Origin of the sequence: Buttiauxella sp. S19-1, from assembly GCF_022134725.1 — a bacterium.
GTDB lineage: Bacteria > Pseudomonadota > Gammaproteobacteria > Enterobacterales > Enterobacteriaceae > Buttiauxella > Buttiauxella ferragutiae.
In genome coordinates, this window is the sequence record NZ_JAHWLU010000032.1 from 17,732 (window position 1) to 43,147 (window position 25,416).

At 51.4% G+C, this 25,416-nt stretch carries 21 protein-coding genes and 6 tRNA genes; 20 read left to right on the forward strand and 7 right to left on the reverse strand.

Translation table 11 applies throughout. The annotated features are described in order from the left end of the window. Positions 1-48: 48 nt before the first annotated feature. Positions 49-2,073: an N-acetylglucosamine-specific PTS transporter subunit IIBC gene (gene nagE, locus MES37_RS09785; RefSeq protein WP_074388595.1), complete on the reverse strand. Its 2,025-nt coding sequence runs from the start codon at positions 2,071-2,073 to the stop codon at positions 49-51. 335 nt (positions 2,074-2,408) lie between these two features. Between nagE and nagB the strand changes: the two genes are divergently transcribed. From nagB to MES37_RS09840, 11 genes are all read left to right on the forward strand, one after another. Next, on the forward strand, positions 2,409-3,209 hold the full coding sequence (gene nagB, locus MES37_RS09790) for a glucosamine-6-phosphate deaminase (protein ID WP_064548655.1): 801 nt from the start codon (positions 2,409-2,411) through the stop codon (positions 3,207-3,209). A 25-nt stretch (positions 3,210-3,234) separates the two neighbouring features. Beyond that, complete coding sequence (nagA, locus tag MES37_RS09795; RefSeq protein WP_064548657.1) at positions 3,235-4,383, forward strand: N-acetylglucosamine-6-phosphate deacetylase; 1,149 nt, start codon at positions 3,235-3,237, stop codon at positions 4,381-4,383. 7 nt (positions 4,384-4,390) lie between these two features. Further along, entirely contained in the window at positions 4,391-5,611 is a 1,221-nt protein-coding gene (nagC, locus tag MES37_RS09800; RefSeq protein ID WP_064548658.1) for a DNA-binding transcriptional regulator NagC, read from the forward strand. A 62-nt stretch (positions 5,612-5,673) separates the two neighbouring features. After that, the gene (locus MES37_RS09805; RefSeq protein ID WP_064548660.1) at positions 5,674-6,426 is read left to right on the forward strand and encodes an HAD-IIA family hydrolase; all 753 of its coding nucleotides are present in this window, start codon (positions 5,674-5,676) and stop codon (positions 6,424-6,426) included. A 263-nt stretch (positions 6,427-6,689) separates the two neighbouring features. Next, positions 6,690-8,354, forward strand: coding sequence for an asparagine synthase B (gene asnB / locus MES37_RS09810; protein ID WP_064548661.1), 1,665 nt, complete (start codon positions 6,690-6,692; stop codon positions 8,352-8,354). 251 nt (positions 8,355-8,605) lie between these two features. Then, positions 8,606-8,682: transfer RNA gene (locus MES37_RS09815), tRNA-Met, on the forward strand. 16 nt (positions 8,683-8,698) lie between these two features. Next, positions 8,699-8,783: transfer RNA gene (locus tag MES37_RS09820), tRNA-Leu, on the forward strand. 19 nt (positions 8,784-8,802) lie between these two features. Further along, positions 8,803-8,877: transfer RNA gene (locus MES37_RS09825), tRNA-Gln, on the forward strand. 55 nt (positions 8,878-8,932) lie between these two features. Further along, a tRNA-Gln gene (locus tag MES37_RS09830) sits at positions 8,933-9,007 on the forward strand. A gap of 24 nt (positions 9,008-9,031) precedes the next feature. After that, positions 9,032-9,108 (forward strand) — tRNA-Met (locus MES37_RS09835). Between the two features lie 6 nt (positions 9,109-9,114). After that, a tRNA-Gln gene (locus MES37_RS09840) sits at positions 9,115-9,189 on the forward strand. Between the two features lie 112 nt (positions 9,190-9,301). Here MES37_RS09840 and ubiF read toward each other — a convergent pair. Next, entirely contained in the window at positions 9,302-10,477 is a 1,176-nt protein-coding gene (gene ubiF / locus MES37_RS09845; protein WP_237931210.1) for a 3-demethoxyubiquinol 3-hydroxylase, read from the reverse strand. Between the two features lie 135 nt (positions 10,478-10,612). Here ubiF and miaB point away from each other — a divergent pair, with 135 nt between their 5' ends. The 9 genes from miaB (at position 10,613) to MES37_RS09890 (ending at position 19,970) form a co-directional block, all read left to right on the forward strand. Beyond that, a complete protein-coding gene (gene miaB, locus MES37_RS09850; RefSeq protein WP_064548667.1) occupies positions 10,613-12,040 on the forward strand; it encodes a tRNA (N6-isopentenyl adenosine(37)-C2)-methylthiotransferase MiaB in 1,428 nt (475 codons plus the stop codon). Positions 12,041-12,240: 200 nt separating this feature from the next. Next, positions 12,241-13,302, forward strand: coding sequence for a PhoH family protein (locus MES37_RS09855; RefSeq protein WP_162303007.1), 1,062 nt, complete (start codon positions 12,241-12,243; stop codon positions 13,300-13,302). Beyond that, positions 13,299-13,766, forward strand: a complete 468-nt coding sequence (gene ybeY, locus MES37_RS09860) for an rRNA maturation RNase YbeY (protein WP_064548671.1) — start codon at positions 13,299-13,301, stop codon at positions 13,764-13,766. Before MES37_RS09855 ends, ybeY begins: the two co-directional genes overlap by 4 nt. Before the next feature lie 99 nt (positions 13,767-13,865). After that, a complete protein-coding gene (gene corC / locus MES37_RS09865; RefSeq protein ID WP_064548673.1) occupies positions 13,866-14,744 on the forward strand; it encodes a CNNM family magnesium/cobalt transport protein CorC in 879 nt (292 codons plus the stop codon). A 7-nt stretch (positions 14,745-14,751) separates the two neighbouring features. Then, positions 14,752-16,293 (forward strand): apolipoprotein N-acyltransferase, encoded by a 1,542-nt coding sequence (gene lnt / locus MES37_RS09870; protein WP_237931212.1) that lies wholly within the window; start codon positions 14,752-14,754, stop codon positions 16,291-16,293. 366 nt (positions 16,294-16,659) lie between these two features. Then, positions 16,660-17,571, forward strand: coding sequence for an amino acid ABC transporter substrate-binding protein (locus MES37_RS09875; protein WP_064548677.1), 912 nt, complete (start codon positions 16,660-16,662; stop codon positions 17,569-17,571). Between the two features lie 259 nt (positions 17,572-17,830). After that, positions 17,831-18,571, forward strand: a complete 741-nt coding sequence (locus tag MES37_RS09880) for an amino acid ABC transporter permease (protein WP_064548679.1) — start codon at positions 17,831-17,833, stop codon at positions 18,569-18,571. Next, the gene (gene gltK, locus MES37_RS09885; RefSeq protein ID WP_064548680.1) at positions 18,571-19,245 is read left to right on the forward strand and encodes a glutamate/aspartate ABC transporter permease GltK; all 675 of its coding nucleotides are present in this window, start codon (positions 18,571-18,573) and stop codon (positions 19,243-19,245) included. Before MES37_RS09880 ends, gltK begins: the two co-directional genes overlap by 1 nt. Further along, on the forward strand, positions 19,245-19,970 hold the full coding sequence (locus MES37_RS09890; protein ID WP_064548682.1) for an amino acid ABC transporter ATP-binding protein: 726 nt from the start codon (positions 19,245-19,247) through the stop codon (positions 19,968-19,970). The genes gltK and MES37_RS09890 overlap by 1 nt, the downstream gene beginning before the upstream one ends. A gap of 59 nt (positions 19,971-20,029) precedes the next feature. Here MES37_RS09890 and iolB read toward each other — a convergent pair whose 3' ends face one another. The 5 genes from iolB to MES37_RS09915 form a co-directional block, all read right to left on the reverse strand. Continuing rightward, the gene (gene iolB / locus MES37_RS09895) at positions 20,030-20,845 is read right to left on the reverse strand and encodes a 5-deoxy-glucuronate isomerase (protein WP_237931215.1); all 816 of its coding nucleotides are present in this window, start codon (positions 20,843-20,845) and stop codon (positions 20,030-20,032) included. A gap of 23 nt (positions 20,846-20,868) precedes the next feature. Beyond that, the gene (gene iolE, locus MES37_RS09900; protein ID WP_121814112.1) at positions 20,869-21,759 is read right to left on the reverse strand and encodes a myo-inosose-2 dehydratase; all 891 of its coding nucleotides are present in this window, start codon (positions 21,757-21,759) and stop codon (positions 20,869-20,871) included. 10 nt (positions 21,760-21,769) lie between these two features. After that, entirely contained in the window at positions 21,770-23,683 is a 1,914-nt protein-coding gene (locus MES37_RS09905; RefSeq protein ID WP_237931217.1) for a bifunctional 5-dehydro-2-deoxygluconokinase/5-dehydro-2-deoxyphosphogluconate aldolase, read from the reverse strand. A gap of 9 nt (positions 23,684-23,692) precedes the next feature. Then, positions 23,693-24,826: a Gfo/Idh/MocA family protein gene (locus tag MES37_RS09910; RefSeq protein WP_064548689.1), complete on the reverse strand. Its 1,134-nt coding sequence runs from the start codon at positions 24,824-24,826 to the stop codon at positions 23,693-23,695. 14 nt (positions 24,827-24,840) lie between these two features. Then, on the reverse strand, positions 24,841-25,416 hold a 576-nt coding region (locus tag MES37_RS09915), incomplete at its 5' end, for an ABC transporter permease (protein WP_237931219.1).

Consider the following 25,416-nt stretch of genomic DNA (forward strand, 5'->3'; position numbering starts at 1 on the left):
GAAAATACTCTCCAGCCGCTAAAGGCACAATCTATGACTCAGGAGCGATTATTTGCCTTTAATTTCGTACAGAGGCGTTTGCCCCGCAACCACTGAACCTTGCGCCTGAATAACCAGACCGCTGTAGTCATCAATGTTGCTGCAAACAACCGGGCTAATCATGGAGCGAGCATTTGCGTTCAGGAAATCAAGGTCCATTTCCAGAATCGGCTGGCCTGCAACCACTTCAGCACCCTCTTCTACCAGACGAGTAAAGCCCTGGCCGTTCAGTGCGACAGTATCAATGCCCATATGGACAACGATTTCTGCACCTTTTTCGGTTTCCAGACAGAACGCGTGGTTGGTGTTAAAGATCTTAACGATAGTACCGGCAGCTGGCGCGACAACCATTTTCTCGGTTGGCTTAACAGCAACACCATCACCTACTGCTTTGCTGGCGAAGGCTTCATCAGGAACTTGTTCCAGAGCAACCACATCACCCGTTACTGGAGAAACCAGAGCGGCGATGGTGACAGCGTTTGGTACAGCCTGTGGTTTTGCAGTAGCTGCGGCAACCGGTGCAGCTGTAGCGCTAACTGGAGCCGCTGCAACATCACCTACCGTTTTCATTGCGTTAGCAATTTTCTCAGCGACGAAGCCGACGATGATTTGCACGCTGGTTTTGTTGAGACGGATAACACCGGTTGCACCCAGGCGTTTAGCCAGAGATTCGTTAACCAATGAAGAGTCTTTTACGTTCAGGCGCAGACGAGTGATACACGCGTCGATACCTGTCAGGTTAGCTGAACCACCCACAGCAGCGATGTACTGACGAGCCAGCTCAGAAACATCTTGATTGCTATTGGCGCTAACATTCACGTCCTGACCATCAGTTTCATCACCTGCAACAGCCAGTTCACGCCCTGGGGTCAACAGATTGAATTTGGTGATAGTGAAACGGAACACAACGTAGTAGATAGCGAAGAACACCAGGCCTTGCGGGATCAGCATGTACCAGTGTGTCGCCAGTGGGTTACGGGAAGAAAGCACCATATCCACCAGACCCGCACTGAAGCCGAAACCAGCAATCCAATGCATGCTTGCTGCGATAAATACGGAGATACCCGTCAGCACTGCGTGAATCAGATACAGAACTGGGGCCACGAACATGAAGGAGAATTCCAACGGTTCGGTGATACCAGTAAAGAAGGCAGCAAACGCACCCGCCATCATGATACCCATGACTTTGGCTTTGTTTTCAGGACGCGCACACTGGTAAATTGCCAGCGCAGCACCTGGAAGACCGAACATCATGATTGGGAAGAAACCAGCCTGGTAACGACCTGTGATACCCACAATACCGGTACCTTCAGCGATAGATTTAGCACCGCCAAGGAACTTAGGAATATCGTTGATACCCGCAACGTCGAACCAGAATACGGAGTTCAGCGCGTGGTGCAGACCCACTGGAATCAGCAGACGGTTGAAGAACGCATAAACACCTGCGCCAACAGAACCCAACTTCTGAATGTGCTCACCAAAGTTTACCAGGCCGCTAAACACGATTGGCCAGATGAACATCATGATAAAGGCAACAGCAATCATCACGAAGGAGGTGAGGATTGGAACCAGGCGGCGGCCGCTGAAGAAGGACAACGCTCTTGGCAGTTCGACACTGCTGAAGCGGTTGTACAACTCTGCGGAGATAATCCCCACCATGATACCAACAAATTGGTTCTGAATTTTAGAGAACGCAAACGGAACCTGATCCAGCGGAATATGCTTGATCATGGAAACAGCCGCTGGCGAACAAAGTGTGGTCAGAACCAGGAAACCGACAAAGCCGGTTAGTGCAGCAGCACCATCTTTATCTTTGGACATACCGTAAGCCACACCAATGGCAAACAGCACACCCATGTTATCAATAATTGCAGCACCAGATTTGATGAACAACGCGGCTAATGCGTTATCACCGCCCCAGCTCGTTGGGTCAATCCAGTAGCCAACACCCATTAATATGGCTGCGGCTGGTAATGTGGCAACCGGCACCATAAGTGCGCGGCCAACCTTTTGCATGTAACCAAGAATACTCACGTTAATTCCCCCTATGAGACCCCGTTAAGGCTCGTTCAAAGCAGTTTTATTATTGTTTAACAAACCTTGAAAGCATGGCGAAGATTCACCAACCTTCTGAGTGTGTGAAAAATTAATTCGTATCGCAAATTAAACACCCTTTTTTTGTGATTAAAATCACCAAATATTGTTATTGCACTCCCCTTTGGCTAGCTATCGACTAAAACTTATTTTATCATCCGAAAAATCAAGACGGATTGATGCCGTTATGACCAGGAAGAAACTGGTTTACCCTTAGAGGGTTCGGATAATCAATCTGGCGACATCCGTATTTCTATTAACTTATGAGGTGAATGATGAGACTGATTCCCCTGGCTACCCCGGCTCAAGTAGGCAAATGGGCAGCACGCCATATCGTTAAGCGTATCAATGCGTTTAATCCGACAGCAGATCGTCCTTTCTTGCTGGGTCTGCCAACCGGCGGCACGCCTCTTGAAGCGTACAAAGCGCTGGTAGAGATGCACAAAGCGGGCCAGGTTAGCTTTAAAAACGTCGTCACCTTTAACATGGATGAATACGTTGGTCTGCCAAAAGAGCACCCGGAAAGCTATCATACGTTCATGCACCGCAATTTCTTTGATCACGTTGATATCCCAGCGGAAAACATCAATCTGCTGAATGGTAACGCCGAAGATGTTGACGCCGAGTGCCGTCGCTATGAAGAAAAAATTCGTTCTTACGGCAAAATTCACCTGTTTATGGGTGGCGTAGGCAACGATGGTCATATCGCGTTCAACGAACCGGCATCTTCTTTGGCATCCCGTACTCGTATCAAAACGCTGACTCATGACACCCGTGTTGCAAACTCCCGTTTCTTTGGTGGCGATGTCTCTCAAGTGCCAAAATATGCGCTGACTGTTGGCGTGGGCACACTGCTTGATGCAGAAGAAGTGATGATTTTGGTTCTTGGTCATTTGAAAGCGCAAGCGCTGCAAGCGGCTGTGGAAGGCAACGTGAATCACATGTGGACCATTAGCTGTCTGCAACTGCATCCTAAAGCAGTGGTAGTTTGCGATGAGCCGTCCACCATGGAACTGAAAGTGAAGACGCTGAAGTACTTCAATGAACTTGAAGCAGAAAATATCAAAGATCTTTAAGTAATAGTCATTACCGGGGGTACCTATGTTTGCATTAACTCACGGTCGGATTTATACCGGCCATGAAATTCTTGATGATCACGCGGTAATTATCGCGAACGGCCTGATTGAACGCGTTTGCCCGCGCTCAGATCTCCCAGCGGGTATTGAGACTCGCGATGTGGGCGGTGCAATCATCGCCCCCGGTTTTATTGATGTGCAGTTGAATGGTTGTGGTGGTGTGCAGTTCAACGATTCAGCCGATGCGGTGACCGTTGAAACGCTGGAAATCATGCAGAAAGCCAATGAGCGTTCTGGCTGCACCAGCTATTTACCAACACTGATTACCAGCAGCGATGAGCTGATGAAGCAAGGCGTGAAAGTGATGCGCGAATACCTGGCGAAATATCAGCACCAGGCACTCGGTCTGCATCTTGAAGGCCCATGGCTGAATATGGTGAAAAAGGGTACGCACAACCCAAGTTTCGTGCGTAAACCTGACTCCGAACTGGTCGATTTCCTGTGCCAAAACGCAGATGTGATCACCAAAGTCACTTTAGCGCCAGAAATGGTGGCACCAGAAGTCATTAGCAAATTGGTCGCTTCTGGCATTGTCGTTTCTGCCGGGCACTCCAATGCAACCGTAAAAGAAGCCAAAATTGGTTTCCGTGCGGGAATTACCTTCGCAACCCACCTTTTCAATGCGATGCCATATATCACTGGCCGTGAACCGGGTCTTGCAGGCGCAATTTTTGATGAACCCGATGTTTACTGCGGTATCATTGCCGATGGCTTGCATGTGGACTATGCCAATATTCGTACGGCGAAAAAGGTTAAGGGCGATAAGCTTTGCCTGGTCACCGATGCAACTGCTCCGGCGGGTGCGAATATCGACGAGTTCATTTTCGCAGGAAAAACAATATACTACCGTGATGGTTTATGTGTAGATGAGAACGGTACGCTGAGCGGTTCTGCCCTGACGATGATTGAAGGGGTACGTAACCTGGTTGAGCATGCAGGTATCGCTTTGGACGAAGTCTTGCGTATGGCCACTCTCTACCCTGCCCGAGCGATGGGTGTTGAGCAGCAAATAGGGACTATCGAAGCTGGGAAAGTCGCCAACCTGACGGCATTTACCCGCGATTTTAAAATCACCAAGACATTCGTTAATGGTAACGAGGTCGTAACTGAGTAATTAAGGCATGACGACTGGCGGACAGGCTCAAATTGGTAATGTCGATCTGGTAAAACAGCTGAATAGCGCGGCGGTATACCGCCTGATCGACCAACACGGGCCAATCTCCCGCATTCAGATTGCCGAGCAAAGCCAGCTTGCACCGGCCAGCGTCACGAAAATTACTCGTCAGCTCATTGAGCGCGGCTTGATCAAAGAAGTTGATCAACAGGCTTCCACCGGAGGCCGCCGCGCTATCTCAATTATTACTGAAACCCGCAATTTCCACGCCATTGGCGTGCGTCTTGGCCGCCATGACGCCACCATCACGCTGTTTGATCTCAGCGCTAAACCGCTTGCCGAAGAACATTACTCCCTTCCTGAACGTACTCAGGAAACGCTTGAGCACGCATTACTCAATGCTATATCGCAGTTCATCGAGCAAAATTTACGCAAGATGCGTGAGCTGATCGCTATCTCAGTAATCTTGCCTGGTCTGGTTGACCCTGAAAGCGGCGTGATTCGTTACATGCCACATATCCAGGTGAACAACTGGTCGCTGGTCGATAGTCTTGAAAAACAGTTCAAAGTGACCTGCTATGTGGGGCATGACATCCGTAGCCTGGCACTTGCTGAGCACTACTTTGGTGCAACTCACGACTGTGATGACTCCATTTTGGTGCGCGTTCACCGCGGCACGGGGGCGGGGATTTTATCCAACGGGCGAATTTTTATTGGCCGTAACGGTAATGTCGGAGAGATTGGTCACATTCAGGTGGATCCTTTAGGCGAGCGTTGCCACTGCGGAAACTTTGGTTGTCTGGAAACGATTGCGGCTAATGCCGCTATTGAACATCGTGTGCGTCACTTACTTGAACAAGGTTACAACAGCCGCCTGACACTCGAAGATTGCGATATTACTACCATCTGCAAAGCCGCCAATAAAGGCGATGCGCTAGCCTGCGAAGTCATTGAACATGTTGGCCGCCATCTTGGTAAAGCCATCGCCATTGCCATTAACTTGTTTAACCCGCAAAAAGTCGTGATTGCCGGGGAAATCATTGAAGCCGAAAAAGTGCTTCTGCCCGCGATTGAAAGCTGTATCAACACTCAGGTACTGAAAGCATTCCGCAAAAACCTGCCTGTCGTGCGTTCAAAACTCGATGACCGTTCCGCTATTGGCGCGTTTGCTTTGGTAAAACGCTCGATGTTGAATGGCGTTCTGCTGCAACGTTTGCTGGAAAGTTAACTCAGCCGTAAGCCTTTTTACGATATAGTTACGCCTTCCTGAAATGTGAGCCAAGGTAATCAATGACCATTCAGAATGTAATTTGTGATATTGACGGCGTGCTGATGCACGACAACATCGCCGTACCAGGTGCTAATGAATTCTTAGCGCGCATCATGGAAAAGGGCATGCCGTTAGTTCTGCTGACTAACTACCCTTCGCAGACAGGCCAGGATCTGGCGAACCGTTTTGCATCCGCCGGTATTGATGTGCCGGACAGCGTCTTCTATACCTCCGCAATGGCTACTGCCGATTTCCTGCGCCGTCAGGAAGGGAAGAAAGCCTATGTTGTCGGTGAAGGTGCATTGATTCACGAGCTGTATAAAGCCGGTTTCACAATCACTGACATCAACCCAGACTTTGTTATCGTCGGGGAAACACGTTCCTATAACTGGGAAATGATGCACAAGGCCGCCTATTTTGTGGCTAACGGCGCTCGCTTTATTGCGACTAACCCTGATACACATGGCCGTGGTTACTATCCAGCCTGTGGTGCGCTTTGCGCAGGGATCGAGAAAATTTCGGGTCGTAAACCGTTCTGTGTCGGCAAGCCTAGCCCGTGGATTATCCGTGCCGCACTCAACAAGATGCAGGCGCATTCCGAGCATACGGTGATTGTTGGCGATAACTTGCGTACCGATATTCTTGCAGGCTTCCAGGCGGGTTTAGAAACCATTCTGGTGCTGTCGGGTGTTTCGACGTTAAACGATATTGATGCCATGCCGTTCCGCCCTTCGTGGATTTACCCGTCGGTCGCTGAAGTCGATATTATCTAAACGTTTAAGTGGTGGATAATGCATTCGCTAATCCACCCTATCAATCTGCAACCATCATTTAACGATCCTTTCATTAAATTGCCGATCCGCTAATTATTCCGTCTATTCCCTCATCATTTTTCAATAATCAACAATCGCAATTGAACTATTTACCCCTGAAAGACTAAAGGGCTTGCATTCCCGTCAATGATTGCGCATTTTCATAGTCATGCAACGCAACTATACAATTTAATGGCTCACAGAAGCATTACGGAGAGAGTTCTATGTGTTCAATTTTTGGTGTTCTGGATATCAAGACCGATGCGGTCGAATTGCGTAAAAAAGCGCTTGAGTTGTCTCGTCTGATGCGCCACCGCGGCCCGGACTGGTCTGGTGTTTACGCAAATGATAAAGCCATTCTTTCCCATGAACGCCTCTCTATTGTTGACGTCAACGCTGGCGCACAACCGCTGTATAACAAAGAAAAAACTCATGCACTGGCAGTTAACGGTGAAATCTACAACCACCAGGCGCTGCGCGCAGAATACGGTGACCGTTACGAATTCCAGACAGGTTCTGACTGCGAAGTCATCCTGGCGCTGTATCAGGAAAAAGGCCCAGAGTTCCTCGATGACCTGCAGGGAATGTTTGCCTTCATTCTGTATGATGAAACACAAGACGCTTACCTGATTGGCCGCGACCATATCGGCATCATCCCTTTGTATATGGGTTATGACGAACACGGCAACATGTATGTCGCTTCCGAAATGAAAGCGCTGGTTCCAGTTTGCCGCACCATTAAAGAGTTCCCGGCAGGCAGCTATCTGTGGAGTAAAGACGGTGAAATCCGTAGTTACTACCAGCGTGACTGGTTCGAATACGATGCAGTAAAAGATAACGTCACCGACAAAAACGAATTGCGCCAGGCGCTGGAAGATTCCGTAAAAAGCCACCTGATGTCTGACGTGCCGTACGGCGTGCTGCTGTCTGGTGGTCTGGATTCCTCGGTTATCTCTGCAATTACCAAGAAATTTGCTGCCCGTCGTGTAGAAGATGAAGAGCGCTCAGAAGCCTGGTGGCCTCAGTTGCACTCCTTTGCGGTCGGCCTGGTCGGTTCCCCTGACCTGATTGCGGCGCAAGAAGTGGCAAACCACTTAGGCACCGTGCACCACGAAATTCATTTCACGGTGCAAGAAGGCCTGGATGCGATTCGCGATGTTATCTATCACATTGAAACTTACGATGTGACCACTATTCGCGCCTCTACCCCAATGTATTTGATGTCACGCAAAATCAAAGCCATGGGCATCAAGATGGTGCTGTCTGGTGAAGGTTCTGATGAAGTGTTTGGCGGCTACTTGTACTTCCATAAAGCGCCAAACGATAAAGAGCTGCACGAAGAAACCGTTCGCAAGCTGCAAGCACTGCATATGTTTGACTGTGCGCGTGCTAACAAAGCGATGTCGGCCTGGGGTGTTGAAGCTCGCGTACCGTTCCTGGACAAAAAATTCCTCGATGTCGCGATGCGTATCAACCCGAAAGACAAAATGTGCGGCAACGGCAAGATGGAAAAACATATCCTTCGTGAATGTTTTGAATCCTATCTGCCAGCAAGTGTGGCATGGCGTCAGAAAGAGCAGTTCTCCGATGGTGTAGGTTACAGCTGGATTGACACGCTGAAAGAAGTTGCTGCGGGTCAGGTCACCGACCAACAACTGGAAACCGCAAGCTATCGCTTCCCGTACAACACACCAGGCTCTAAAGAAGCTTATTTGTACCGTGAAATCTTCGAAGAATTGTTCCCACTGCCAAGTGCTGCGCAATGTGTTCCAGGCGGCCCATCCGTTGCCTGTTCGTCCGCTAAGGCCATTGAATGGGATGAAGCCTTCAAAACAATGAATGATCCATCAGGCCGTGCAGTAGGCGTTCACCAGTCCGCTTACAAATAAGCGAGCAAAATTAGACACACGGGCCTACGGGCCCGTTTTTGTTTCTGCAATATCCCCAGCCCTTATTCGGGGCTTTTCATCAAATAAAACCACGAAATAACCGATAATTGACGAATATTGCATCAAGCTGTTCGTAAGCTAGTCAAACAGACAATTTCCGCGACTTTTCGGGAAAAAATTTGTTGACGCTAGAAGTCCAACTACGCATAATGCGCCCCGCAACGCCGATAAGGTTACGCAGAAAAAAAGAAGGCTACTTAGCTCAGCTGGTTAGAGCACATCACTCATAATGATGGGGTCACAGGTTCGATTCCCGTAGTAGCCACCATTATTCTTTTTTTAGCGCGGGAGTGGCGAAATTGGTAGACGCACCAGATTTAGGTTCTGGCGCCGCAAGGTGTGCGAGTTCAAGTCTCGCCTCCCGCACCATTTTAACGCGTTGCACGGATGGGGTATCGCCAAGCGGTAAGGCACCGGTTTTTGATACCGGCATTCCCTGGTTCGAATCCAGGTACCCCAGCCAATTTTTTTGATATAGCAGTTTTCGACATAGCACGTTAGTTTTGTGCGCCCTAAGTTGGGGTATCGCCAAGCGGTAAGGCACCGGTTTTTGATACCGGCATTCCCTGGTTCGAATCCAGGTACCCCAGCCAGTCGAAGAAATAGTTTTAAAATTAGGCTACTTAGCTCAGCTGGTTAGAGCACATCACTCATAATGATGGGGTCACAGGTTCGATTCCCGTAGTAGCCACCATATTTTTGGGGTATCGCCAAGCGGTAAGGCTCTGGTTTCTGATACCAGCATTCCGAGGTTCGAATCCTCGTACCCCAGCCAAAAATGAAAAGCTCGCTTCGGCGAGCTTTTTGCTTTTCTGCGTTTGAATAATCTCGTCTGAATTGAAGTCGGATGTCGCTAACGCTAATCCGACCTACGAAAAACTATCGACTCATAACCCTAACGCATACTTCAACGCCTGGCGTTTCAGTACACCACCGCGTTCTGCTGCCATCAGCCCCAGATTTCTAATGACTCGCAGCGGCCCTAAGTTGTTACTGAAACCGGCGTAGAACAGATCCATGCCGCTTTGCATCAGGAAATTATCCGCTTGCCTGCGCGTCTGGTAGCGTTTTAACACTCGCGCATCCGCCCAATTCTCCCCATAACTACGTGCATTGATCATCACATCAAGCAGCGCTTCCACATCACGATAACCGAGATTTACCCCCTGCCCGGCTAACGGGTGAATGGTATGCGCAGCGTCACCAATCAGCGCCAAACCTTGTTGCGTGTATTGCAACGCATGGCGACGCGTCAGCGGGAATGCGCCACTGGCGACGGGAGTGACTTTGCCTAAGCGTTCAGGAAAATTCGCTTGAATGGCTTTTTGCAGCTGCGGCATCGACATATTTTGCAACTGGCGAATTCGAGCCGGTGAGTCGTACCACACCAGAGATGCCCAATTATCGAACAACGGTAAAAACGCATGCGGCCCTGCTGGTGTGAAATGCTGCCAGGTACTGTCGCCAGGCTGAGACTCGCACTTCACGGTAATTAACATGCAAGACTGGCGATATTGCCAGGCATGAATACCAATGCCCGCCCAGCGGCGCACCTGTGAATTCGCACCATCAGCACCAATCACCATCGGCACCGTTAAGGTCTGCTCATCCGCAAAATGCAGCGTCCACTTCCCTGCTTGCCCGTGCATACGGTCAATTTGAGCCGGGCAGAGCAACGTAACGTTCGGATGGGCTTCCAGCGCCTGCCATAAAGCCAGCTGCAAAACCTGGTTTTCAACCATATAACCCAGTTCTGGCAGTCCAAGCTCCTGGGCATTAAAGCTCACGTGTGCGCTTTCCCACTCCCAGGTTTCAAGCTGGCGATACGCATGTGTACGCATTGCCCGAATCGCCTGCCAGACACCTAGCGATTTCAGTAAACCCACTGACGCGCTGCTGATAGCCGAAATACGCACATCGGGTTGGCTTGTGGCGTCAAAGGCAGCAGGCGCCTGATGCTCAATAACTGCCACTTGAAAACCATTTTGCGCGAGACCAAGAGCGGCAGCCGCGCCGACCATCCCCCCGCCGACTACCGCAACATCTATTGGCTGGTTCAACATGATGATTTTGTCCTTAAATTGTCTATCCTGATTCTACCGGATTTTTACGCCGGTTTCGTAGGCTGGTCACATCAAGGCCAAAGCATTACAATACGCGGCCTGAATTCCTGGCTTTAACTGAGCAATGGCAAGTCGATGACAAAAAAACTCCATATCAAAACCTGGGGCTGTCAGATGAACGAATACGATTCATCGAAGATGGCCGATCTGCTGAACAGCACGCATGGCTATATCCTCACGGATAACCCAAAAGAAGCGGACGTATTGCTGCTCAATACCTGCTCTATCCGTGAAAAGGCCCAGGAAAAAGTATTCCATCTGCTTGGCCGTTGGAAACTCTTAAAGCGCAAAAATCCCGATATCATTATCGGCGTTGGCGGCTGCGTTGCTTCCCAGGAAGGCAAGCTGATCCGCAGTCGCGCGCACTATGTTGATATCGTTTTCGGACCGCAAACCCTGCATCGCTTACCGGAAATGATCAACAAAGTTAGTGGCAACCGTAGCCCAATCGTTGACGTCAGTTTCCCGGAAATCGAAAAGTTTGACCGTCTGCCAGAGCCAAAAGCCGATGGCCCGACCGCTTTCGTTTCTATTATGGAAGGCTGTAACAAGTATTGTACTTACTGCGTGGTGCCTTATACCCGCGGTGAGGAAGTGAACCGCCCGTGTGATGATGTGCTGTTTGAAATCGCACAACTCGCAGCGCAAGGCGTGCGTGAAGTGAATCTGCTTGGCCAAAACGTGAATGCTTACCGCGGGCCGACTTTCGATGGCGGTATCTGTTCATTCGCAGAACTGCTGCGCCTGGTGGCGGCAATTGACGGTATTGACCGTATTCGTTTTACCACCAGCCACCCGATTGAATTCACCGACGATATCATCGAGGTTTATCGCGATACGCCTGAGCTGGTGAGTTTCCTGCATCTGCCGATTCAAAGTGGTTCAGACCGTGTGTTGAACCTGATGGGTCGTACCCATACCGCTCTTGAATACAAATCGACGATTCGCAAGCTACGCGCAGCCCGTCCAGATATCCAGATTAGCTCTGACTTTATCGTTGGCTTCCCTGGTGAAACCCAGCAGGACTTCGAGCAAACCATGAAAGTGATTGCCGATGTGAATTTTGACGTCAGCTACAGCTTCATCTTCTCCTCACGCCCTGGCACCCCCGCCGCCGATATGGTTGACGACGTGCCAGAAGAAGAGAAAAAACAGCGTCTGTATATTCTGCAAGACCGCATCAATCAGCAAGCAATGGAGTTGAGCCGGAAAATGGTTGGCACCACACAACGCATTCTGGTTGAAGGCACGTCACGCAGAAACATTATGGAGCTGACCGGTCGTTCCGAACACAACCGTGGCGTCAACTTTGCGGGCACCCCGGACATGGTCGGTAAATTTGTCGATGTCGAAATTACTGAAGTGGCTACTAACAACTCACTGCGCGGAAAAGTCGTGCGCACCGAAGACCAGATGGGCCTGCGTATTGCCGAGTCTCCGGAGTCAGTTATTGCCCGCACTCGTAAAGAAAATGAAATCGGCGTTGGAATTTATCAGCCTTAATTCCTCCCTGCTTTGCCCGTCGGTTCACTAACGCCGTGAACCGACGGGCATTTTCAGTATTTGCACTTGCATTCTGAATCAGCCACCCAAATATCAAAAACCAGGCTTGCACCATCTTCACTCGCCGTAAATAATCTTTTTATGGCCTGCGTTAATGCAGCAACTCCTTCAACTGGCCCAGAGTGACCCCGAGGATAAGTTTGAATATCGAAACACGTGAAATTACGCTAGAACCCGCAGACAATGCGCGTCTGCTAAGCCTGTGTGGCCCATTTGATGACAACATCAAGCAGCTTGAACGTCGGCTGGGGATCGAAATCAACCGCCGCGACTATCACTTCAAGCTCACGGGTCGCCCGATTTTAGTAAACGCCGCGGCAGATATTCTGCGCAATCTGTACGTTGATACCGCACCGATGCGCGGTGAGACTCAGGATATAACCCCTGAACAAATCCATCTCGCCATCAAAGAAATTCGCGTCCTGGAACAGTCTGCCGAAAGTGTTCCTGAGTACGGCAAAGCGGTCAATATCAAGACCAAACGTGGCGTTATCAAGCCACGCACGCCAAATCAGGCGCAATACATCGCCAATATTCTCGACCATGACATCACCTTTGGCGTCGGCCCTGCTGGTACCGGTAAAACGTACCTCGCAGTTGCTGCGGCAGTGGATGCGCTGGAACGTCAAGATATCCGTCGTATTCTGCTGACGCGCCCAGCCGTCGAAGCCGGTGAAAAACTGGGCTTCCTGCCTGGCGATTTAAGCCAAAAAGTCGACCCTTACTTGCGTCCGCTTTACGACGCCCTGTTTGAGATGCTCGGTTTTGAGCGCGTTGAAAAGCTAATGGAGCGCAATGTTATTGAAGTCGCACCATTGGCCTACATGCGTGGGCGTACATTAAACGATGCTTTCATCATTCTTGATGAAAGCCAGAACACCACCATCGAACAGATGAAGATGTTCCTGACGCGCATTGGCTTCAACTCCAAAGCAGTAATTACTGGTGATGTCACCCAAATCGATTTGCCAAAAAATCTGAAATCCGGCCTGCGCCACGCCATTGAGGTGCTGGCCGAAGTCGATGAAATCAGTTTTAACTTCCTTAACAGCGAAGACGTAGTACGCCACCCGGTGGTGGCACGCATTGTGAATGCCTATGAAGCGTGGGAAAACGCCGAACAGGTTCGTAAAGATGAACTCGCAGCAGAGCGCAAGCGAGAAGCGATGGCAATCAATGCTGCCGCTCAGGAGAGTAAATGAGTCAGGTAATACTGGATTTACAGGTCGCGTGTGAAGACGCAAGCGGCCTGCCAACGGAAGAACAATTTCAGACCTGGCTTGATGCGGTCATTCCACAGTTTCAGGAAGAATCAGAAGTTACGATTCGCCTGGTGGATGATGCAGAGAGCCACGATCTGAACCTCACTTACCGTGGGAAAGATAAATCCACCAACGTGCTTTCGTTCCCGTTTGAAGCCCCGCCAGGCATTGAACTTCCATTACTGGGCGACCTGATTATTTGCCGTCAGGTGGTGGAACAAGAAGCAAAAGAGCAGCAAAAACCGCTGGATGCACATTGGGCACATATGGTCATCCACGGTAGTTTGCATCTGCTTGGCTATGATCATATTGAAGATGAGGAAGCCGAAGAGATGGAATCCCTGGAAACAGAGATAATGCTTGCTCTTGGGTATGCTGATCCGTACATTGCCGAGAAAGAATAGTCTCTGTAGGGTTAACCCTTCTGAGCGCAGAACCGCAGGCAGTGCACGATTAAACTGCCTGTTATCAATTCATTATCGAGAGGCCTCAAACCAAACGCCATGAGCGACGACAACTCACAAAACAGTGACACGCCTGCCAGTAAGAAGGGATTCTTTTCCCTGATTCTCAACCAGCTATTCCACGGTGAACCTAAAAACCGTGACGATCTGCTGACACTCATCCGTGATTCTGAGCAAAACGATCTGATCGATCAGGATACCCGCGACATGCTCGAAGGCGTGATGGACATCGCCGACCAACGCGTCCGCGACATCATGATCCCTCGCTCGCAAATGGTAACGCTCAAACACAACCAGACGCTGGACGAATGCCTCGATGTGATCATCGAATCAGCACACTCCCGCTTCCCGGTGATCAGTGAAGACAAAGATCATATCGAAGGGATTCTGATGGCCAAAGATCTGCTGCCGTTTATGCGCAGCGATACTGAGCCATTTAGCATGGAAAAAGTGTTACGTCAGGCCGTTGTTGTGCCAGAAAGTAAGCGTGTTGACCGCATGCTGAAAGAGTTTCGTCAGCAGCGCTACCACATGGCGATTGTGATTGATGAGTTTGGCGGGGTTTCCGGCCTTGTGACTATCGAAGATATTCTCGAACTGATTGTCGGGGAAATTGAAGATGAGTACGACGACGAAGAAGATAGCGATTTCCGCCAGCTAAGCCGCCATACATGGACGGTCCGTGCTTTGGCCTCAATCGAAGATTTCAACGACACCTTCGCTACCCATTTCAATGATGACGAAGTGGATACCATTGGTGGATTAGTGATGCAGGCCTTTGGCCACTTACCTGCCCGTGGCGAAACCATTGAAATTGATGGTTATCAGTTTAAAGTCGCGATGGCAGATAGCCGCCGTGTGATTCAGGTTCATGTCAGAATTCCGGACGACTCGCCACAACCGAAACTGGAAGATTAATTTAAAGATGGCTATAGCCCTACTCCTTCGACGCCAGCGCGTTCGTCTGTTGCTGGCGCTGCTTTTTGGTGCCTGCGGAACGCTGGCTTTCTCCCCTTACGATTTCTGGCCTGCCGCCATTCTTTCTTTGGCTGGGCTTCAGGGGCTGACTCTCAATCGCCGTCCTATTCAAAGCGCCTGGATTGGTTTCTTCTGGGGGCTGGGGCTATTTGGCTCAGGCATAAACTGGGTGTATGTCAGTATCGCGCAATTTGGTGGTATGCCTGGCCCGGTGAATATCTTTTTGGTGGTTTTGCTTGCCGCTTACTTGTCGTTATATACCGGCTTATTTGGCGGTTTCCTCAGTAAACTCTGCCCGAAAACGACGTGGTGGCGTGTGGCTATTGCAGCACCCATGCTATGGCAACTCACTGAATTCCTGCGCGGCTGGGTATTAACCGGTTTCCCGTGGCTGCAATTTGGTTATAGCCAGATTGATGGTCCGCTAAAAGGCATTGCGCCAATTCTTGGCGTCGAAAGCATCACCTTCCTGCTGATGGTTATCAGCGGCTTGTTGGTTTATGCACTGCATGAACGCAACTGGAGTCCTGCGGTCATTGCCGCTGCGTTGTTGCTGCTACCGTGGCCATTACGTTCAATTCAGTGGTATCAACCGCAGCCTGAACGCACCGTCGATGTCGCGATGGTTCAGGGCGATATTCCGCAATCCCTGAAATGGGATGAAAACCAGTTGCTGAATACGCTGAAGATTTACCTCGATAAAACACAGCCGCAGATGGGTAAATCCCAGCTGATTATCTGGCCTGAATCGGCAATCCCGGATCTGGAGATAAACCAGCAGCAATTCCTGACGATGATGGACGACCTGCTGCGCTCTAAACACAGCTCGCTGATTACCGGTATTGTTGACGCGCGTTTGAATAAACAAAACCGCTACGACACCTACAACACCATTATCACGCTGGGTGAAGGTAACCAGTACAGCTACAACAGCGCCGATCGGTACAACAAAAACCACCTGGTACCGTTTGGTGAGTTTGTGCCGCTGGAATCCATTCTGCGCCCGCTGGCCCCGTTCTTTGATTTGCCGATGTCATCATTTAGCCGTGGCCCGTATTTACAGCCACAGCTTGCAGCCAACGGTATCAAGCTCACGCCTGCTATCTGTTATGAAATCATCCTTGGCGAACAAGTGCGTGATAACTTCCGTCCGGACACAGACTTCCTGCTGACCATTTCCAACGATGCGTGGTTCGGTAAGTCGATTGGCCCGTGGCAGCATTTCCAGATGGCACGCATGCGCTCGCTGGAATTGGGTCGTCCACTGCTGCGCAGCACTAACAACGGCATCACTGCTGTGGTGAATGCTGATGGCGATGTCGATGCAGTCATCCCGCAGTTTACGCGTGAAGTGCTGGAAGCGAAGGTCACGCCAACGCGCGGTATTACGCCGTATGCGCGCTTCGGTGACTGGCCGCTGTGGGGGCTGACATTGATATTTGGCTTTGCCTCAGTTCTGCTGGCTCTTCGTTCTCGCCGCAAGTTTTAACCCCGCATCATCCTAAAAATGGCCAGCTACTGCTGGCCTTTTTTATTTCTGGCACAACCTTTGCAAATATTTACTCATTAGAAACAAACAAAATGCTGAAACCAAACCCTATGGGTAGCAGGAAGCATTGAGCTGCACCAAACAATGACATTACGAGCACTAAAGTAGTGCAAGGAGATATTTTTGCCTTTAAACGGTGCGGCGCACTTCGCAAAAATAAACATCTGGATAGCAAATTCTTTACATCAAGCTATGTTAAATGTTAACAAAAGAACAAGTTTCACCCTGTTTTAGTAACACACAACAACAAAATAACATTCACATCAGGTATCAATGCCCTGTGGCATTAGGACAAAGGAGTTGGTCATGCAATTACGTAAACTAGCCTCAGCTTTGCTGGTTATGGGTTTAGGCGCGGGTATCGCGCACGCTGAAGATGCGAAACCTGCTGCTCAACAAAGCACTCTGGATAAGATTGCCGCTAATGGCGTTATTGTGGTCGGTCACCGTGAATCTTCCGTTCCTTTCTCTTACTACGATAATCAACAGAAAGTGGTCGGCTATTCACAGGCTTATTCCAATGCCATCGTTGAAGCGGTAAAGAAAAAACTCAACAAACCTGACCTGCAAGTTAAGTTGATCCCGATTACCTCTCAGAACCGTATTCCATTGCTGCAAAACGGGACTTTCGATTTTGAGTGCGGTTCAACCACCAATAACCTGGAACGCCAGAAACAAGCCTCGTTCTCCAACACTATCTTCGTGGTAGGTACTCGTTTGCTGGTTAAGAAAGGCGGCGAGATTAAAGACTTTGCCGATCTGAAAGGCAAAGCGGTGGTTGTGACCTCCGGTACCACTTCTGAAGTTCTGCTTAACAAGCTGAATGAAGAGAAGAAAATGGACATGCGCATTATCAGCGCCAAAGACCACGGTGACTCGTTCCGCACCCTGGAAAGTGGCCGTGCTGTCGCCTTTATGATGGATGATGCCCTGTTAGCCGGTGAGCGTGCAAAAGCGAAGAAACAGGATAACTGGGAAATCGTTGGCACTCCGCAATCACACGAAGCGTACGGCTGTATGTTGCGTAAAGACGATGCTGATTTTAAAAAGCTGATGGATGACACCATTGCTCAGACACAAACGTCCGGTGAAGCAGCTAAATGGTTCGATAAGTGGTTCATGAACCCAATCCCACCGAAAAACATCAACATGAACTTCGCGCTGTCTGACGACATGAAAGCCTTGTTCAAAACACCAAACGATAAAGCAGTTAATTAATCATACCCGTTAGCATTCGAGTTGCAGCCAACACCCCTGCAGCTTGAAGGATGACGGGTATAGAACCAGGGGCCGGGATGACCTTGCCCTCTCGATTGACGAACTGAAGCTCGGACAGACTATGCGTCGGATGGCCGTTCCCCATCCGGCGTGAAAGTACCCAAAATTTCAGGCAACGACCTGAAATACGGGTGCAAGCTTCTCATCAATCTTCGAGGGTAGCGCTAGTGCTACCCTCAATTTTTTCTCGGAGTACGTTATGTCTATAGACTGGAACTGGGGAATATTTTTACAGCCCGCCCCGTTCGGCAACACCACTTATCTGGGCTGGATCTGGAATGGCTTCCAGGTCACCGTTGCCTTGTCCATCTGCGCATGGATAATCGCTTTCTTTGTCGGCTCACTGTTCGGTATTTTGCGTACCGTCCCGAATAAATGGCTTTCGGGTATGGGCACACTGTATGTCGAGTTATTCCGTAATGTGCCGCTTATCGTGCAGTTTTTTACCTGGTACTTAGTGGTGCCGGAATTACTGCCCGAAAACCTCGGCATGTGGTTTAAGTCTGAGCTTGACCCGAATATACAATTCTTCCTCTCGTCGATGATTTGCCTCGGTCTGTTTACCGCCGCTCGTGTCTGCGAACAAGTTCGTGCTGCTATTCAATCGCTACCTCGCGGGCAGAAAAACGCGGCACTCGCGATGGGGCTGACCCTGCCGCAAGCCTATCGTTATGTTTTGCTGCCGAATGCCTACCGCGTGATTGTGCCGCCAATGACCTCTGAGATGATGAACCTGGTGAAGAACTCGGCCATCGCATCAACCATTGGCCTGGTCGATATGGCCGCGCAAGCCGGTAAATTGCTCGACTACTCTGCTCACGCCTACGAATCCTTTACCGCCATCACACTTGCTTATGTGCTGATTAACGCCGTGATTATGCTGGTGATGTATGTGGTTGAACGTAAAATTCGCCTGCCTGGCAACATGGGAGGCAAATAATGTACGATTTTGACTGGACTTCAATTTTACCCGCTATGCCATACCTGATTCAGGGGTTAATTATCACCCTGAAAATCACGGTCACTGCGGTGGTCATCGGTATCGTGTGGGGAACCTTGCTGGCAGTGATGCGCCTGTCGCCAATCAAGCCAATCGCCTGGTTTGCCAGCGCCTACGTCAACGTTTTCCGTTCTATCCCGCTGGTGATGGTGCTGCTGTGGTTCTATCTGGTGGTGCCGGGTTTCTTACAGAAAGTACTGGGGCTTTCGCCACAGACGGACATCCGCCTGATTTCGGCGATGGTCGCCTTCTCGATGTTTGAAGCCGCCTACTATTCCGAAATTATTCGTGCCGGTATTCAGAGCATTTCACGCGGGCAGTCTCATGCCGCGCTGGCGCTCGGGATGACACACTGGCAGTCAATGAAACTGATTATCCTGCCACAAGCCTTCCGCGCGATGGTGCCGTTACTGTTAACCCAGGGCATCGTCTTATTCCAGGATACGTCGTTGGTATATGTATTAAGCCTGGCTGATTTCTTCCGTACCGCGACCACCATTGGCGAGCGCGACGGAACCCAGGTTGAGATGATTCTGTTTGCCGGTTTGGTGTATTTCGTCATCAGTTTGAGTGCTTCGCTGTTGGTTACCTACTTGAAGAAAAGGACAGTGTAATGATTTCCCTGAAAAATGTTTCTAAATGGTACGGTCACTTTCAGGTGCTAACCGACTGCTCAACGAGCGTTAAAAAAGGCGAAGTGGTGGTAGTTTGTGGGCCGTCTGGTTCCGGTAAATCAACACTGATCAAAACCGTCAACGGTCTGGAACCGGTGCAAAAAGGCGAGATCGTGGTAAACGGCACGCAGGTAAACCACAAGAAAACCAATCTGGCTGAATTGCGCTCGCACGTTGGCATGGTGTTCCAACATTTTGAGCTTTTCCCGCATCTGTCGATTATTGAAAACCTGACGCTGGCACAAGTGAAAGTGCTGAAACGCAACAAAGAAGAGTCGCGTAAAAAAGGGCTTAAGTTGCTCGAGCGCGTTGGGCTTACGGCGCATGCCGATAAGTTCCCGGCGCAGCTTTCCGGCGGCCAGCAGCAACGTGTGGCGATTGCGCGCGCGTTGTGTATGGACCCGGTTGCCATGCTGTTTGACGAACCAACTTCCGCACTTGATCCCGAGATGATCAACGAAGTGCTGGACGTGATGGTCGAACTGGCAAACGAAGGCATGACCATGATGGTGGTGACACACGAAATGGGCTTTGCCCGTAAAGTGGCGAACCGCGTGATCTTTATGGATGAAGGGAAGATTGTCGAAGATTCCAATAAAGAAGACTTCTTCAACAATCCGCAGTCTGAGCGAGCGAAAGACTTCCTGGCGAAAATCCTGCACTAAAAGCCTAAAAAAAAGGTGGATGCTATATGGCATCCACCCTTTTCAGTTAAAACCCGCGTCTACCCCTGATATTCCTCGCTATTTACCCAGGCATGATCCTGCTCCCAGGTAAACATCCACTTGCGAACCGGCCCAGCCATCACGTTCAAATAATAGCTGTCATAACCCGCCATAGTGGCCACCGGATGATATCCCTTCGGCACCTTCACCACGTCTTTGTCATAGACCGCCATGCATTCGTCCAGTGAACGGTCATCGGTATACACACGCTGCATACAGAAACCCTGCGACGGGTTGAGGCGATGGTAATACGTCTCCTCAAGATAGGTTTCGTTGGGCGGGTTATCCGTGTCGTGCTTATGGCTGGGATAAGAGCTGGTGCAGCCTTCATTGGTATACACCTCGACAACCAACAAGCTGTCGGCGGCTTTATCTTCCGGCAGAATATTATGCACATAGCGCTGGTTATGGCCTTTACCCCGCGCCTCGGCAGCAATATCTTGCGGCGCGATAAGCCGTGTTTTGTGCGTGCCTTTACCCGGTGCCGAACATACCGCCAGTTCAAGCTGGGTCAGCGCTTCGACTTGCACCGTTTCGCCGCTTGTGACATACACCGCCCACGGTTTACGCCGCTCAAACGGGCTCATACGGTCACCAATTTCCGGGAAACGTGCATAAGGCGTGTCGATGGTGGCGCGTCCTGCCACCAACACCAGGCAACGCTCGTCATCCACTGCGGGCAATTCCAGGCGCTGCCCTTCACGCAGTTGATAAACGTCAAAACCGACATATCCCCAGCCTGCCGTATGCGGCGTAATGTGTTGCGTACGCCCCTGCTCGTCTGGCTGTTGCCAGCGCGAAAGTAATCTGGACATCGGTACTCCTTAAATCAGCACAGTTAAATCAGCCCGGCATCCCGCGCCAGTTTGCTGAGGTTGTTGTAGCCCAGGCGTGCGTAAGTCAGCGGATGGGCGATCGCCGGATCTTGCTCCGCTTCCACCACCAGCCAGCCGCTGTAACCTTGTTTTTTCAGCAGCGCCATAATCGGCGGGTAATCCACACAACCGTCGCCCGGTACGGTGAAAACGCCACTCAGCACGGCATCGAGGAAACTGGTCTTGCGGTTTTTAACATCCGCCAGCACGTCAGCGCGCACGTCTTTGCAGTGCACATGATTGATGCGCTCAATCCAGCGCTCGGCGACTTTCAGCGGCGAAGCCCCGGCAAAAGTAAGGTGACCGGTATCGAGCAACAAACCGACTTCTGGCCCGGTGTGAGTCATCAGGTTATCCACATCCTGAGCGCTCTCAATCACTGTTCCCATATGGTGATGGTAGGCAATTTGTACGCCCTGTTGTTGGGTGTAGCGCGCAAAAGCCGTCAGCTTTTCGCCATATTCTGCCCAACGTTCAGCAGGGAAACGCGGGCGCAGGTGAACCGGCGTTTGCTGCTCACCGTGAATACAACCAGAGACTTCAGCAAACACCAGCACCTTCGCTCCCAGTTCGCGCAGCAGCGTTAAATGGGGCTGCACCGCCTCAATTTCTTCTTCAACGGAGCGTTCCAGCAGGCGGCCCGAGTACCAGCCGGAAACCAGTTTCAGCTGATGCTTATCCAGAATTGGCCCCAGAATACGCGCCTCACGCGGGAATTTATTCCCCAGTTCAAAGCCTGCAAAACCGGCTTCTTTCCCTTCGCTCAGGCAAGTCTCCAGCGAAGTGTCAGCACCCAGTGAAGGCAGGTCGTCATTGGTCCAGGTCAGTGGGTTAATGCCTAAATGTACAGTCATGATCTTCTCCTTAGAATTGTGTCTGCCCGCGTGCACGCCATAAGGCTATCAACCGCAGGTAGTTGTCCCGGATGCGGGCAATCAGTTGCGCATCATCAATCTCGCGTTTTAACCAGGCCTGCGACGCTTCACCAAACAAGGTGCGCCCTACCGCAAAACCTTTCACAATCGGATAATCTGCCGCCGCATTAAATCCGGCGCGCAGCACTTCCACTGCCGCATCCAGTCCAAGAATGACGACGCCACGGCAATGCGGATCGCGTTTTTCTACCAGCTCGCTCAAGGCTTCCCATCCCTGGCTGCTAAGCGGCGGCAATTTCCACCAGTCCGGATAAATACCGAGGTTGTAAAAGCGCGAGATCGCTCGCAAATAAAGGTCATCGCTGCGCGGCATGTCGGCGGGCAAAATCACTTCCAGCAGTAATTCATGGCCGGACTGGCAGCAGGCGCGATACACCTCCGCCACCTTTTGCTCTTGCTCAAGGCGCAAAGCGTGAGCGTCTTCCGGATGGAAGAACACCAGACATTTGACGATGTGTTCCTGCGGCCAGCTAATCAGCTGCGAGCCAATATTGCCGTGTTCCATCTCCAGTGGGCGCGAACCGGGTAGCTCGATTGGGCGGCCAATCCACCAGCCTTCGCCAGTAATGGCATTCAGTGCATCCTGGCCGAAAGTCCCGTCGCACAACAGACCAGCTTTCCCTTCCAGTTCGGCATACTTTGCCGCCTCACGGCTAGCCTGCAAAATCAGCTGTTTAAGCGCCGGAATACGCTTTAAATCTGCCCCGCAGCTCAATGCCATATCTTCAAGCTGACTGCGATGATCAAAGGCCATTACGCACAGTTCCGGCCACTGCCGGCGGCGAGTGGTTACGCGATGCAGATGATTCAGACGCGCGTCAAGATCGGGGCGTGGCACTTGCTGTTCGCGGGCTAAATAGTCATCAAGCTCCACTTTGCTCGGCATGGCTGGCGCACAACCGTGGCGTGAAACCACCAGTGCGCCACAGGCGTTCGCGTAACGACACGCCTGCTCCCAGCCTTCATCATTGAGATAACCACGCATCAGGCCGGACATAAACGCATCGCCCGCCCCCAGCACATTCAGCACTTCAACCCGCACGCCCGTGACATTAATGCCGCCGCCCAGCGAGTCCGGGATCTGGCCGGTAAACACTGAACAGCCTTGTGCACCACGCTTACACACCAGCGTTGCGCCGCTCACTTCACGCACCTGTTTCAGAGCAGTAAGTGTGTCAGTCGAGCCGCCAGCAATGTGGAACTCTTCCTCCGTGCCGACAATCACATCAAACAGATGCAGCACCGATTGCAGTTGCTGTGTGACTTGCTGGGCGGCGATAAAACGCGTTTCCCCATCGCCCAGCGCCGTCAGCCCCCAGAGCACCGGACGGTAGTCAATATCCAGTGCGGTGCGCACTTCGTTGCGCCGCGCATAGTTCAGCGCGGTCAGCACCGCCTCGCGGGTCGCGGGATGGGAAAGATGGGTTCCGGTGATGGCAAGACAGCGCGCTGAGGCAATGTACTCCTCGCTAAAATCACTGGCGGTAATCGCCATATCTGCGCAGTTATCGCGGTAGAAAATCAGCGGAAAGGTGTCCCGGTCTTTGATACCGAGCAGCACCAGCGCGGTGAGCCGTTCGGTATCGGTAATCAGATGGCTGGTATCACAACCGACTTGCGTCAGTTCCTCACGCAGAAAACGCCCCATATGCTCGTCGCCAACGCGAGCCAGCATCGACGACTTCAGCCCCTGTCGTGCCGTTCCGTAAGCGACATTCCCCGATGAACCGCCCAAATAGCGGGCGAAACTGCTGGCATCCTCGAGGCGTGCGCCAATCTGCTGGCTGTAGAGATCAACCGCGACTCGCCCCATGCAAATCAGATCTAACTGCTTTTGTTTCATGCTCCGTCCTCAAACAATTTCAGATACGTTTACCCAGCGGCCACTCTGGTGAGACAGGGCGATAGCATCGAGGATGCGCGACACCTTCCAGCCCTCTTCAAAGTCCGGCCACATTGGCGCGTCAGCGGCGATCCCGTCGATCAAATCACGCACTTCGACGGTTTTCTGATCGTTAAAACCAATGCCATGACCCGCGCCCATACAGAACGCGCCGTAGTCAGGATGCGCCGGGCCGACGAGCAGCGTGCGGAACCCCTGGCGGCCTTCAGGATCGCTTTGCAGATACAGCTTCAGCTCTGCCATGCGCTCCTGGGTAAAAGTGATCGCGCCTTTGGTTCCCGTCACCGTCCAGGTCAGTCCCATTTTGCGCCCACAAGCCACGCGGGAGGTTTCAATCACACCCTGCGCCCCGCCCTCAAAACGCACCATGGCGTGTGCCTGATCTTCGTTTTCCACGGCGACCATCTCGCTGCTGCCTGCCTGTGCCGGGCGCTGTGGCACCACGGTTTTCAGGTCGCCACAAACTTGCTGGATATCCCCCACCAGGTACTGCGCCATATTGACGATATGCGCCGCGAGATCGCCAAGCGCCCCAAGGCCAGCCGTCTCTTTGAAGCAGTGCCAGTGAATCGGCGCGAGCGGGTCAGACATATAGTCTTCGTTATGGGTGCCGTAAAAGTGGATAACCTCGCCAATTTCCCCGCGCTCGATAATCTGTTTTGCCAGCTGCGCGGTGGGGTTTTTCATGTAATTGAAGCCGACGAGAGTTTTCACTCCGGCACAATGCGCCGCATCGACCATCAATCGGGCATCACGGGCGTTAAGCGCCAGCGGCTTTTCCGAGTAAACGTGTTTGCCGTGGCGAATCGCCTCCAGCGCCATCTCTTTATGCAGATGGTTCGGTGAGCAAATATCCACCACGTCAATATTTGGATCCGCCACCAGCTCGCGCCAGTTGCCGGTTGAGCGGTTAAATCCAAAAGCGGCGGCACGTGTGGCGGCCAGTTCAGGCGTCACTTCTGCCACCATTTCGCGCACCAACTCGCCGCGCAAATCAAATACGGTCGGTGCCTGGGCGTAAGCAATCGCATGGGCTTTGCCGATATAACCGGTGCCGATTAAACCAATCCTGACTTTTTTCATAGTGTGTTCCTGGATTAAATCGCGCCACGACGGCTCTTGGCGTAGGTATCAAACGCTACCGCCAGTACGATGATCAGACCGGTAATAATTTGCTGGTAGTAAGCCGAGACGTTCATCAGCACCAGCCCGTTAATCAGAATGCCCATGATGATGGCACCGATAATCGTGCCGCTGATGCGCCCGTAGCCGCCCATCAACGAGGTGCCGCCAATCACCACCGAGGCAATCACGCGCAGCTCAAACGAGATACCCGCCACCGCTTCGGCACTGCCCAGACGCGCACTGAGCACAAACCCGGCAAGCCCCGCCAGACAACCAATCACCACATAAACGCTGACCAGTACCCGTTTGACGTTGACTCCAGCCAGGCGCGCCGCTTCGGGGTTGCCGCCAATCGCATAGACAAAGCGGCCCCAGCGGGTTTTATGCAGCGCCAGATAGCCAAGAATAGAAACGATGGCGAAAATCCAGATCGGCACAGATATGCCGAGAATATCCCCGCGCCCCCACCAGCGATAACCAGCGTCAAAGCCCGCGATAGGCGCACCATCGTTAATCACCAGCGTCAGGCCGCGCCAAATCGTCATACC